This window comes from Bacteroides sp. CAG:189 (assembly GCF_000432295.1).
GTDB lineage: Bacteria > Bacteroidota > Bacteroidia > Bacteroidales > Bacteroidaceae > Bacteroides > Bacteroides salyersiae.
Genome location: NZ_HF991035.1, coordinates 15762 through 28627, shown reverse-complemented (window position 1 = coordinate 28627; position 12866 = coordinate 15762). Strand labels below are relative to the sequence as shown.

The 12866-nt window shown below is 42.6% G+C and carries 10 protein-coding genes; 6 read left to right on the top strand and 4 right to left on the bottom strand.

Features of this window, described 5'->3' with window-relative positions:
* Positions 1–8 precede the first annotated feature (8 nt).
* Complete coding sequence (locus QVP90_RS05650) at positions 9–782, bottom strand: porin family protein (protein ID WP_005933452.1); 774 nt, start codon at positions 780–782, stop codon at positions 9–11.
* Between the two features lie 12 nt (positions 783–794).
* Complete coding sequence (locus tag QVP90_RS05645; protein WP_264380729.1) at positions 795–1742, bottom strand: PCMD domain-containing protein; 948 nt, start codon at positions 1740–1742, stop codon at positions 795–797.
* Between the two features lie 660 nt (positions 1743–2402).
* On the opposite strand from QVP90_RS05645, the gene QVP90_RS05640 reads away from it, so the two are divergent.
* The gene (locus QVP90_RS05640) at positions 2403–3689 is read left to right on the top strand and encodes an L-cysteine desulfidase family protein (protein ID WP_021935891.1); all 1287 of its coding nucleotides are present in this window, start codon (positions 2403–2405) and stop codon (positions 3687–3689) included.
* 97 nt (positions 3690–3786) lie between these two features.
* Here QVP90_RS05640 and QVP90_RS05635 read toward each other — a convergent pair whose 3' ends face one another.
* On the bottom strand, positions 3787–4362 hold the full coding sequence (locus QVP90_RS05635; RefSeq protein ID WP_007482198.1) for an FKBP-type peptidyl-prolyl cis-trans isomerase: 576 nt from the start codon (positions 4360–4362) through the stop codon (positions 3787–3789).
* Positions 4363–4824: 462 nt separating this feature from the next.
* Here QVP90_RS05635 and ilvD point away from each other — a divergent pair, with 462 nt between their 5' ends.
* From ilvD to ilvC, 5 genes are all read left to right on the top strand, one after another.
* Positions 4825–6624 (top strand): dihydroxy-acid dehydratase, encoded by a 1800-nt coding sequence (gene ilvD, locus QVP90_RS05630; RefSeq protein ID WP_021935890.1) that lies wholly within the window; start codon positions 4825–4827, stop codon positions 6622–6624.
* A gap of 24 nt (positions 6625–6648) precedes the next feature.
* Positions 6649–8343 (top strand): biosynthetic-type acetolactate synthase large subunit, encoded by a 1695-nt coding sequence (ilvB, locus tag QVP90_RS05625; RefSeq protein WP_021935889.1) that lies wholly within the window; start codon positions 6649–6651, stop codon positions 8341–8343.
* A gap of 44 nt (positions 8344–8387) precedes the next feature.
* Positions 8388–8957: an acetolactate synthase small subunit gene (ilvN, locus tag QVP90_RS05620; RefSeq protein ID WP_005933435.1), complete on the top strand. Its 570-nt coding sequence runs from the start codon at positions 8388–8390 to the stop codon at positions 8955–8957.
* Positions 8950–9693, top strand: coding sequence for an acyl-[acyl-carrier-protein] thioesterase (locus QVP90_RS05615; RefSeq protein WP_005933433.1), 744 nt, complete (start codon positions 8950–8952; stop codon positions 9691–9693). Before ilvN ends, QVP90_RS05615 begins: the two co-directional genes overlap by 8 nt.
* 62 nt (positions 9694–9755) lie before the next feature.
* Complete coding sequence (gene ilvC, locus QVP90_RS05610; protein ID WP_005933431.1) at positions 9756–10802, top strand: ketol-acid reductoisomerase; 1047 nt, start codon at positions 9756–9758, stop codon at positions 10800–10802.
* 76 nt (positions 10803–10878) lie between these two features.
* On the opposite strand, the gene QVP90_RS05605 is transcribed toward ilvC, so the two are convergent.
* Complete coding sequence (locus QVP90_RS05605) at positions 10879–12783, bottom strand: AAA domain-containing protein (RefSeq protein ID WP_021935888.1); 1905 nt, start codon at positions 12781–12783, stop codon at positions 10879–10881.
* Between the last annotated feature and the right edge of the window lie 83 nt (positions 12784–12866).

The following is a 12866-nucleotide window of genomic DNA, read 5'->3' as shown; positions in this document are numbered from 1 at the left end:
GTTTATGTTTAGAACACATAGGCGAATCCTAAGTTCGCATATATCGGATACATATCAAATGTGATAGTATCGAAATCTTTTTTAAAAATAGACATCATTCCCCATGTCACATTCCCAGTTACGTTCAAATGCGAAAATGCTCTCCATTGGGCTCCTAATTGTAGTCCCCACTGGAAAGAACGTAGGTCATTATTGAAATCATAGGTAGCGGATAGAACATTAACTTTCTCACCTGTAGGATCTACATCTCTGATATAGCCGTCATAAGCAGTTCCGAAGAATTCTCCGGAAGTAAGATAAGAAAACCAAGGACCTAACTCTAATTCCCATCGTTTACTGACTTTATAAATAGCCAGAACTGGAATTGTCAGTAAAGATTGCTTTACGGTAGTAGTTACTCCACCAGTCCATTGTCCTTCCATTTCCCCTCCGTCACTGGCTATCATTTTCATATGATAGTTTTTTACGGTAGCATCGGTTTTCATACCTTTTGTTTCTAAACGTATTCCGGTACTTATTCCCCATTTATTATTAAATGTCTTTACGACGTCTCCTTCAATAGAAAAGGCAGTTGTAGGATTATAACTGTTAATTTTTCTGATTTCTGCCGGTAGGGGCAGGGGAGAAGTGCCTCCAATGTTAAATCCGGCTTTTAATCGATATTCTAATCCTTTAGTCAACGATTTTAATATACTCTGGTTTCTTTCCTCTTGTGCTTGTACTATTGTTGTATAGCAACCGATACTAAGCAGAAGTAACAAGGAAATTATCTTTTTATTCATTTTATATTTGTATTATTCGTTATCACCTTCAAGTATTAATTTAGCTTCATCTATGATCAGTGTACTACCTACGGCACCTTCAAAGTAAGCTCCGTTCCGGCTCGATGAAAATACTACTGCCATATAATATTCCCCTTTTGATAACTTTTCATGATCAGGGTCTTTGCGATAGACAAAAGGAATATATAAATTTTTATATTCTTTACTTGGCTCAGGAGCATTTACTCGCGCAATACCTATAATACAATCTTCATTGAAATTGATAGAGCCGTCCAGCTTTTTACCATCTGCTGACTCATAAAGTATGGCATATAAATCAAAAACATCGGTTTTGTTTTCAATGACATTTTGATCTTTATCTGTGAACTCTTTTCCCGGTGTATACTGATACCATACAGAAAATGCTATCGGTTTACGATTGAAAGCCATTGGCATACCGAATTGAGTTGCTTCCAGAGGCTTAGGTATAGCTATTTGTGTATCGAATGAACCTATGAAAAGATTTCCGGCGGCAATAGGCATACCTACCATTACTCCAAAAGCACCAGTAGTCTTAGTTTCGAGTTTCACACCTTTTCCTATATAACCTTTATCGTATGAAACGGTGGGATGTGTAAAAGGGTCATCGCTTCCTATAATTGCGTATACGGGATTTGCTGTTGCCCATATTGGTTGTTCCTGTCCGGCATCGGTTATTTCATAAAATTCATACCATTTTTTACCATTGGTTCCTTCTTTGATTCTCCAATGCTCAAAACTGAATTGAGGTTTTACATTAGTGGTATCCACAAATACTTTATACTCCTTTTGCCATAGTCCGTCTTGAGAGGTGACAATGTAAGTTTGAGGTTCAGAGAAGTCTCGTACCGTACCATTCGGTGGATAAATAGTGGCTCCTTCAGTTAAAGAGAAAGAAGGCGCTATCTGTTTGATACCATCTTTTATATTTGAATAAGCCATAAGTATAACACTGTTATTTGTTATGGTAGGATCTGATTTTAAAATGCTGGGATCGGGCAGTACACATGATATAATATCTGCTTCTGCATTGGGTGCTTCGTCTTGGATACAAGAACCGAGGCATAAACTAATGCATATACTCGTTATTATTGTTTTTAATTTCATTATATTTTATTGGTTATGAATTTATTAAGATGGAATATTCGTAAAAAACTGTGGTGCAAAGTTAAGTTTAAAATTCTACTTATCAAATCTTGGTTTGTCTTTTTATGTTCTTTTTATACTATTTCTTTAAAAGTGGAGACTGAAAATCAATATAATAGGTCTATTTTTAAAATTTAGTGTTCCAATCCTAAAGTAATATGATTCTGATCGAATGATTCTACTTTCATCAATTCTTTATTTTTCTCGGTATTTCTGAACTAATTAGAGTTTATTGAGTTTTTATTAATGAAATAATTGAAGTAGCTTTTTATATTCTAAATGTTAAATTATCTATGGAATATTGAATAAATTTGAGATTTATAATGGAATATTTTGTATTGAAAAACTGGCAAAATTGTTGAGTGGTTTTAATCATATTCTGCTTATAAAATCTGAAACTTTGGTGTATATAAAGAGTATATTCATTACATTTGTAGCAATTAATATAGCAAAGTCATGATTGAATCGGAAAGGAAACAGATAATCGATTTGGTGAGGCGTGAGGTGATTCCGGCTATTGGCTGTACAGAACCTATTGCGGTAGCGTTGTGTGTGGCAAAAGCTGTAGAAACACTGGGAACGAAGCCGGAGAATATAAAAGTGTTTTTGAGTGCCAACATTTTGAAAAATGCAATGGGGGTAGGTATTCCTGGAACGGGGATGATCGGTTTGCCTATCGCTGTGGCCTTGGGGGCTATTATCGGAAAGTCGGAGTATCAGCTTGAAGTATTAAAGGATAGTACACCGGAGGCTGTAAAGTTGGGAAAACAGTATATAAATGAGAAGCGTGTCTGTATTTCGTTGAAAGAAGGTATTGCGGAAAAACTTTATATTGAAGTGCTTTGCGAAGCAGAAGGGAAAGTAGCTACGGCAATTATTGCCGGTGGGCATACCACCTTTATATATATAGCACGCGGTGAAGAAATATTGTTTAGTAAACAACCTGTCGGAACAGAAGAACAGGACGAGCAGAACTTGGACCTGAACTTAAAGAAAGTTTATGATTTTGCTTTAACCGCCCCGTTGGAGGAGATCCGTTTTATTCTTGAGACAGCCCGGTTGAACAAAGCTGCTGCCGAGAGCTCTTTTCAGGGAGATTACGGGCATGCTTTGGGAAAGGTACTTCGTGGACGGTATGAGCATCAGATAATGGGCGACAGTGTCTTTTCTCATATTCTTTCTTATACTTCGGCAGCTTGTGATGCCCGTATGGCAGGAGCTATGATTCCGGTAATGAGCAATTCGGGTAGTGGTAACCAGGGAATATCAGCAACTTTACCTGTTCTGATTTTTGCAGAAGAGAATGGCAAATCGGAAGAGGAACTTATCCGCGCCTTAATGTTAAGCCATCTCACGGTGATTTACATAAAACAGAGTCTGGGGCGTTTATCCGCGCTCTGTGGTTGTGTAGTAGCAGCTACCGGTTCGAGCTGTGGCATTACGTGGCTGATGGGAGGAAACTATGAACAAGTTGCTTATGCAGTACAAAATATGATCGCCAATTTGACGGGAATGATTTGTGACGGTGCAAAGCCCAGTTGTTCATTGAAAGTAACGACCGGTGTTTCTACCGCAGTTCTTTCAGCCGTAATGGCCATGGAAAATCGATGTGTGACATCTGTGGAAGGGATTATCGATGAGGATGTCGATCAAAGTATCCGTAACTTGACCCGTATCGGTTCGCAAAGTATGAATGAGACGGACAGGGTGGTATTGGATATTATGACTCACAAACGCTGTTAGCCAAAAGCTTGTTTTAGTTGAAAATTGAAAGTTGAAAGTTAGCTGCGCTATCATGCTGCATAGTAACTTTCAATTTTCAACTTTCAACTTTCAACTATTAATGGCATCCGCAGCCTTCGCCGCATTCATGGTCACCGCAGTCGCTGCCACAATCACCACAACCGCAGCTGCAACCGCCGCCGCCCATCATGTTTACGATTTCCTGTATTTCTTCGTTGGTGGCCGGACGGCTTTCAATTACTTCACCGACAAAAGTCAGATCAGCACCTGCCAACGGGTGGTTCATGTCAACTACTACTACATCGGGTTTCACTTCCACTACTGTTCCGTTCATGCGACGGCCCTCGGAATCCATTAAAGGTACTACATTACCTGCAAAGATACGTTCGTTATCGAATTTGCCGTCGATTTCGAAAATATGTTTGGGTAAATCCAGTACATGTTCTTCGTTGTACTCGCCATAAGCATCCTGAGATGAAATGGTGAACTCGAATTTATCTCCTTTATTAAGTGGGGCTATCTGGCTTTCAAAAGCTTCGAGTGTAGTACCCAAGCCGGAAATGAATTGGAATGGATGCTCTGCTTTGGCTTCTTCTACTAAATCTTTTTCTCCATCTTCTGTAGTGTACAGTTTATACGCTACGGTGATGTACTTGTTTTCTGCTGTTTCCATTTATTTTTGTATATAGTTAGTAATTGCGGATATCCGCGTAGCTGCAAAGATACGAATAATTTATTAGGCAGTCAGAATACACTATGTAAATTTCAGATTATTAAGCGCTTTTATCACAATCCGGTTGCACTTGAAAAATGGTTCCCTTTAGAACTATAAAGTGATAAAATTAGATATAAAACCCCTCTTTTCTTACGATTGTTCAATTTTAGGTGATTTTTTTCTTCAATTTGTTTGGATATAATAAAAAAGCCCTTACCTTTGCAGCACAATTAACAGAAGAAATTAAGATATGAATACTCATACATCTATTAACCTGGCAGTCCTGCATATTATTCGCGTCGTGGTGGTCACATCAAGAGCGTGAGAAAGGTTGTGTATGTATTCGTACCATAAAATGAAATAATTAGAGCCTTTCTCACTATCGTGGGGAAGGCTCTTTAATTAAAAAGAAATCAGGAAATGAAAAAGCAATTACGCAGTTCATTCAGTACGCAAGGCCGCCGCATGGCAGGTGCCCGTGCTTTATGGGGGGCCAACGGTATGAAAAAAGAACAGATGGGGAAGCCCATTATCGCTATCGTGAATTCGTTTACGCAGTTTGTGCCCGGACATGTACATTTACATAAAATAGGACAATTGGTGAAAGCGGAGATTGAAAAATTAGGCTGTTTTGCTGCGGAATTCAATACGATTGCTATTGATGACGGTATTGCCATGGGCCATGACGGTATGCTCTATTCGCTTCCTTCCCGTGATATTATAGCAGATAGCGTAGAGTATATGGTGAATGCCCACAAGGCGGATGCAATGGTGTGTATCAGCAATTGTGATAAAATTACTCCGGGAATGCTGATGGCTGCCATGCGATTGAACATCCCTACCGTATTTGTATCGGGGGGGCCGATGGAGGCCGGTGAATGGAACGGTCAGCATCTTGATTTAATCGATGCTATGATCAAATCGGCCGATGACAGTGTAAGTGATAGCGATGTGGCTGATATAGAAAGAAATGCTTGTCCTACTTGTGGTTGTTGTTCGGGTATGTTTACGGCAAACTCGATGAACTGTCTGAATGAAGCCATCGGGTTGGCACTTCCCGGCAACGGAACGATTGTAGCTACTCATGAGAACCGTACCGAACTCTTCAAGGACGCTGCTAAACTGATTGTGGAGAATGCTTTTAAATATTATGAAGAAGGAGACGAGAGTGTATTGCCCCGGAGCATCGCTACCCGTGAGGCTTTCTTGAATGCCATGACGCTCGATATCGCTATGGGAGGATCTACGAATACGGTTCTTCATCTGTTGGCCATTGCCCATGAGGCGGAAGTCGATTTTAAGATGGATGATATCGATATGTTGTCCCGTAAAAGTCCTTGTCTGTGTAAAGTGGCTCCTAATACGCAGAAATATCACATTCAGGACGTGAACCGTGCAGGAGGTATTATAGCCATTATGAACGAGTTGGCAAAAGGAGGGCTCGTAGATACGACTGTCCGTCGGGTGGATGGTATGACATTGGCCGGGGCGATCGATAAGTTCTGCATTACCAGTCCGAATGTTTGTGAGAAAGCGTTGAAAAAATATGCAAGTGCGGCAGCCGGAAAATTCAATCTCGTATTGGGCTCTCAGGATGTTTATTATAAGGAGCTCGACACGGACCGTGCCGGCGGATGTATCCGTGATTTGGAACACGCTTATAGCAAAGACGGCGGATTGGCTGTCTTGAAAGGAAATATAGCTCAAGACGGTTGTGTTGTGAAGACAGCCGGTGTAGACGAGAGTATCTGGAAATTTACCGGTCCGGCCAAAGTTTTCGATTCGCAAGAAGCTGCTTGTGAAGGTATTTTAGGTGGAAAAGTGGTCAGTGGCGATGTGGTCGTCATTACGAATGAGGGGCCCAAGGGTGGTCCGGGAATGCAGGAAATGTTGTATCCCACCTCTTATATTAAGTCCAGACATTTAGGAAAAGAGTGTGCGTTGATTACTGATGGCCGTTTTAGTGGCGGAACGTCGGGATTGAGTATTGGACACATTTCTCCGGAGGCTGCGGCCGGTGGGAATATCGGTAAGATACAAGACGGAGACTGGATTGAAATAAACATTCCTGAGCGTACTATCAATGTGAAACTGACTGATGAAGAACTGGCTGCGCGTCCGATGGCTCCGGTAACTCGGGAACGGTTTGTTCCGAAGAGCCTGAAAGCTTATGCCAGCATGGTGAGCTCTGCTGATAAGGGAGCGGTGAGAATGATTTAGAATTATGAATTTGATTTATGGATTATGAAAGACTTAATTTCGGGCGCAGAAGCATTGATGCGTTCTCTTGAATATCAGGGAGTAGAGACCATTTTTGGGTATCCGGGAGGTTCTATCATGCCGGTATTCGATGCTCTGTATGATCATCGGGATACGTTGAATCATATATTGGTTCGGCACGAACAGGGTGCAGCTCATGCGGCACAAGGTTTTGCACGCTCATCGGGTGAAGTGGGAGTCTGCCTCGTTACGAGTGGTCCCGGAGCTACCAATACGATAACAGGTATTGCCGATGCGATGATCGACAGCACTCCTATTGTAGTGATAGCAGGACAGGTAGGTACTGCATTTTTGGGAACGGATGCTTTTCAGGAAGTCGATCTTGTCGGTATTACCCAGCCTATTACGAAGTGGAGTTATCAGATCCGGCGTGCGGAAGATGTACCTTGGGCGGTAGCCCGCGCATTTTATATCGCAAAAAGCGGGCGTCCCGGTCCGGTAGTGCTCGATTTTGCTAAGAATGCACAAGTAGAGAAAGCCGGATATGTTCCGACGAAGTTAGATTATATCCGTAGCTATGTTCCTGTGCCCGATACAGACCCGGAGGCAGTGAGAATTGCTGCCGGGTTGATAAATAATGCGGAACGTCCGTTGGTACTGGTAGGCCAGGGGGTAGAATTGGGAAATGCCCAACAAGAATTGCGCAATTTCATCGAGAAGGCGGGAATACCTGCCGGATGTACTTTGTTAGGATTGTCGGCATTGCCAACGGATCATCCTTTGAATAAGGGTATGTTGGGGATGCATGGCAACTTAGGACCGAATATTAATACGAATAAATGTGATGTTCTTATTGCGGTGGGTATGCGTTTTGATGACCGGGTAACGGGAAATCTGGCTACCTATGCCAAGCAGGCAAAGGTCATTCATTTTGATATCGATCCGGCGGAAGTGAATAAGAATGTGCATGCAGACATAGCCGTGCTGGGTGATTGCAAAGAGACCTTGGTTGCCGTGACAGAGCTACTGCAAGCCAATACACATACCGAATGGCTGGAAAGCTTTACGGATTATGAACGGATGGAAGAGGAGAAGGTGATTCGTCCGGAACTGCATCCGATGTCCGATACACTCACTATGGGCGAAGTAGTACGCGCGGTGAGTGAAGCTACTCATAATAAAGCTATTTTAGTGACGGACGTCGGTCAGAATCAGATGATGTCTGCCCGCTATTTTAAATATAGTAAAGAGCGCAGTATCATCACTTCCGGTGGTTTGGGAACGATGGGGTTCGGACTGCCTGCCGCTATCGGTGCGACTTTCGGGCGTCCCGATCGCACTGTCTGTGTTTTTATGGGTGATGGCGGACTTCAGATGAATATCCAGGAATTGGGTACTATTATGGAACAGAAAGCTCCCGTGAAGATTATTGTGCTGAATAATAACTTTTTGGGGAATGTACGCCAATGGCAGGCGATGTTTTTCAATCGCAAATACTCTTTCACTCCGATGATGAATCCGGATTATATGAAGATTGCTTCTGCTTATGATATTCCGTCCCGGCGTGTGATGTCCCGTGAAGAACTGTCGGAAGCCATTGCGGAGATGATTAAGACGGAGGGTCCTTATCTGTTGGAGGCTTGTGTGATTGAAGAGGGAAATGTGTTGCCAATGACACCTCCGGGCGGCTCGGTGAATCAGATGTTGCTGGAATGCTGAGGGAGATTCGAGAGAGGAGAAGGTGAATAAAAAAATGGAAAGTTATGAGTGATAAGACATTATATACACTGATTGTACATTCGGAGAATATAGCAGGATTGCTGAATCAGATAACGGCTGTATTTACTCGCAGGCAGATTAATATAGAGAGCTTGAACGTGTCGGCATCTTCTATTAAGGGAGTACATAAATATACGATTACGGCATGGACGGATAAGGATACGATTGAAAAGGTGGTGAAGCAGATCGAGAAAAAGATCGATGTGTTGCAAGCGCATTATTTCACGGACGATGAGATTTATTTCCATGAAATTGCCCTATATAAAGTATCCAGTCCGGAGTTTCAGGCCAATCCGGAGGCTTCTCGGATTATACGCAGGTACAATGCACGTATCGTCGAGGTAAACCCGGTGTTTGCTATTGTCGAAAAGAATGGGATGAGTGAAGAAATTACAGCTCTTTACAGTGAACTGCGCCGACTGAATTGTGTTTTACAATTTGTTCGTTCGGGACGTGTGGCCATTACTACCAGTTGTTTTGAACGGGTGAATGAATTCCTTGCCGACCGGGAAACGCGTTATAATCAAAGTAAGAAACAACAGGAAGATGAGTGAAAATAATAAAATAGGAACTTACAGATTTGTTGCAGAACCGTTTCATGTAGATTTTAACGGACGTCTGACGATGGGAGTATTGGGTAATCATCTGTTGAACTGTGCGGGCTTTCATGCCAGTGACCGTGGTTTTGGGATTGCAACCCTGAATGAGGATAATTATACTTGGGTACTTTCGCGTCTGGCTATCGAGTTGGATGAAATGCCTTACCAGTATGAGGAATTCAGCGTTCAGACATGGGTGGAGAATGTGTACCGTCTTTTTACGGATCGTAACTTTGCAGTGATCAATAAAGATGGGAAAAAGATAGGATATGCCCGTTCCGTATGGGCAATGATTAATTTGAATACCCGTAAACCGGCCGATTTGCTGACATTGCACGGAGGGAGTATCGTTGATTATGTCTGTGACGAACCTTGTCCGATTGAAAAGCCGTCGCGTATTAAAGTGACTACAAAAGAACCTGTGGCGACGATTACTGCCAAATATAGCGATATCGATATAAACGGACATGTAAACAGTATCCGTTATATTGAGCATATTCTGGATTTGTTTCCTATAGAACTTTATAAAACAAAGCATATTCGCCGGTTTGAAATGGCTTATGTGGCCGAGAGTTACTATGGCGATCAATTATCTTTCTTTCAGGAAGAGGTTTCGGAGAATGAATATCACATAGAGGTAAAAAAGAACGGCGAAGAGGTGGTTTGCCGTTCGAAGGTATTATTTGAATAAGATAAAATTAGATTGTATAATAAACAGGTGGCTATGCCACCATTTAAAAATTAAAAACAAAAATGGCACAAATGAATTTTGGCGGTGTTATGGAAAATGTAGTAACCCGCGAAGAATTTCCGTTGGAAAAAGCTCGTGAAGTATTAAAAGATGAAACAATTGCCGTAATCGGTTATGGTGTACAGGGCCCCGGTCAGTCACTGAATCTGCGTGATAATGGTTTCAACGTGATTGTCGGACAGCGTAAAGGTGGTAAGACTTGGGAGAAAGCGGTAGCTGACGGTTGGGTGCCGGGCGAAACTTTGTTTGATATAGACGAAGCATGCCAGCGTGGAACCATTATCCAATATCTGCTTTCGGATGCGGCTCAGATCGAGGTATGGCCTACCGTGAAGAAGAATCTTACTCCGGGCAAAGCTCTTTATTTCTCTCATGGTTTCGGCATTACTTATAAAGAACGTACCGGTATCATTCCTCCTGCTGATGTGGATGTAATCCTTGTTGCTCCGAAGGGATCGGGTACTTCATTGCGTACTATGTTCCTCGAAGGCCGTGGATTGAATTCATCTTACGCTATCTTCCAAGACGCTACCGGCCGTGCTTATGATCGTGTGATCGCTTTGGGTATTGGCGTAGGTTCGGGCTATCTGTTCGAAACGACATTCAAACGTGAAGTTTATTCTGACTTGACCGGAGAACGTGGTTCATTGATGGGTGCTATTCAAGGTTTGTTGCTGGCGCAATATGAAACATTACGTGAGAACGGTCATACACCTTCTGAAGCATTCAATGAAACAGTAGAAGAGTTGACTCAGTCTCTGATGCCTTTGTTTGCAAAGAATGGTATGGACTGGATGTATGCTAACTGTTCCACTACTGCTCAGCGTGGTGCGCTCGACTGGATGGGCCCGTTCCATGATGCCATCAAACCGGTGATGCAGCAATTATATGAGAGTGTAAAAACCGGTAACGAAGCACAAATCTCTATTGACAGCAATTCTCAACCGGATTATCGTGAAAAACTGAATGAAGAACTTCGTCAGTTACGTGAGAGCGAAATGTGGCAGACTGCTGTGACGGTTCGCAAACTTCGTCCGGAAAACAATTAAAATAATGATAAGTGATAAGTGATTAATGGCTGCGCTATAATCCGCATGGCACTAATCACTTATCGCTAATCGCTCATTATTCATCACTTATCATTTTTTCTACGTATTCCATCAGCTTTTTATAAAAGGCGTGCCGGGTCAGGGTTTGGGCTTCTCCCAATATGACTAATTTCATGCGTGCACGGGTGATGGCGACATTCATTCTTCGTAAGTCATTCAGAAAGCCTATCTGACCATTTTCATTGGCTCGTACAAGGCTGATAAAGATGACATCTCTTTCTTGTCCTTGAAAGCCGTCTACGGTGTTTATAGTAATTAATTCACGAAAGGGGCGGAAAAAGCTGCTGCTTTTTATTTTGTTTCTTAGATATTGCACTTGGGCTTTATATGGAGAAATAAGCCCGAAGTCGATTCGCTCGTCGAATACACGATTTTCACCTATTCTCTGAATGTAATTTTTGAGTTCCTGTATTAAAAGGTCTGCTTCGGGTTTGTTGATTCGTCCGAAACTTTCGCCTACAAATTCTTCATGAAATTCCAATTCCGAGGTATCGATCCAAACCATAGGGGTATCGTAATCGAGGATGCCACGATGGCGTACTTCGGGAGCAGATTCTAACTGGTTGTTATAAAACCATTCGGAAGGAAAGCGCATAATGGCTTCGTTCATGCGATATTGTACTTTGAGAAGGGAAACGGAAACAGGTTTGTTTGTTACGACCTTTTCCATTAAAGTCTGATCTAATCCTCCACGGGCAGCTTCGATGCATTTGATGGTAGGAGGGAGTTGGCAGTGATCACCGGCAAAAATAACGCGGTCGGCTTTACGGATGGCAATCCAGCAGGCGGCTTCCAATGCCTGTGCTGCTTCGTCGATGAAAAGAGTACTGAAACGGCGGCCTTCGAGAATGCGGTGATTGCTACTGACAAGTGTGGAGGCGATGACTCGTGCGGAAGAGAACAAATCTTCATTAATAAGTATTTCCAGTTCCGTGGCGCGGTCGCGCAGACGGCTGATGCGATTGCGCATGCTTTCCCTCTCACTATAATTTCCCTTGCGGATATGTCCGCTTATCTCGCGAATGGATTTACGCACGCTCCATAGTTCTGTATAGGCCGGATGGTTTTCAAAGCGTCGTTCATACGTGAACGAAAGCATTTTATCATTCACGCGTGTCGGATTTCCGATACGGAGCACAGGGACACCGCGATCCACCAACTTTTCGGCAATCCAATCGACGGCTGTATTGCTTTGTGCACAGACGAGTACTTGATTTTCTCGATGTAGGGTTTCATAAATGGCTTCTACGAGAGTAGTGGTTTTTCCGGTTCCCGGAGGACCATGTACAATCGCTACATCTTTGGCGCAAAGTACTTTATTGACAGCTTCTTCTTGTGTAGAATTCAACCAGGGAAACCGGACCGGATAAAGTTCTCTCCGACGGATGGGAAGAGTTCCGAGCAATGTGTCACGTAATTCGGCAAGCCGGTTGCCTTTGGCGCGAAGAACATCTTCAAGTGCATTGAACATAGCGCGGTAAGAAGTCTCGTCAAAATATAACTGTACTCCTAAATAATCGGCATTTTGTACATCGAGCAGAGCACTCGTGCCGGGCAAAACCACTACCATTCGTTCTTCGTCGGCAAAACTTACAGTAGCGGTGAAGTTCATATATTTAATTTTCCCGTTGTAGTCCTGTTGGAAAAAGCAGACCGGACGGCCAAATTCAAAAGCGTGTTCAATATCCTTATCTTCCGTTCGGATAATTTCTATGACGAGTTGGTTCAAGGAGTTGTAATAATTTCGACCTGTTTGTACCGGATACCAGCAGAGTCCGCGCTTTACTTTTCGGGCAATACCCATTGTTTCCGTCTGTCGTTGGAATTCCTCTTTCTCATATTCATATTCCATACGTAGCAAAATCTGTTGCTGTTGAAGGGCGAGAAGGGGAGAACCGGGATCAATTTTGTTATTATTCATCTGTGGCTAATGTTTGAATATTAAACATTGTTCGTTAAACATTATTGCGCGCTTGTTCGTTAATAATACATATACAGTTTTAA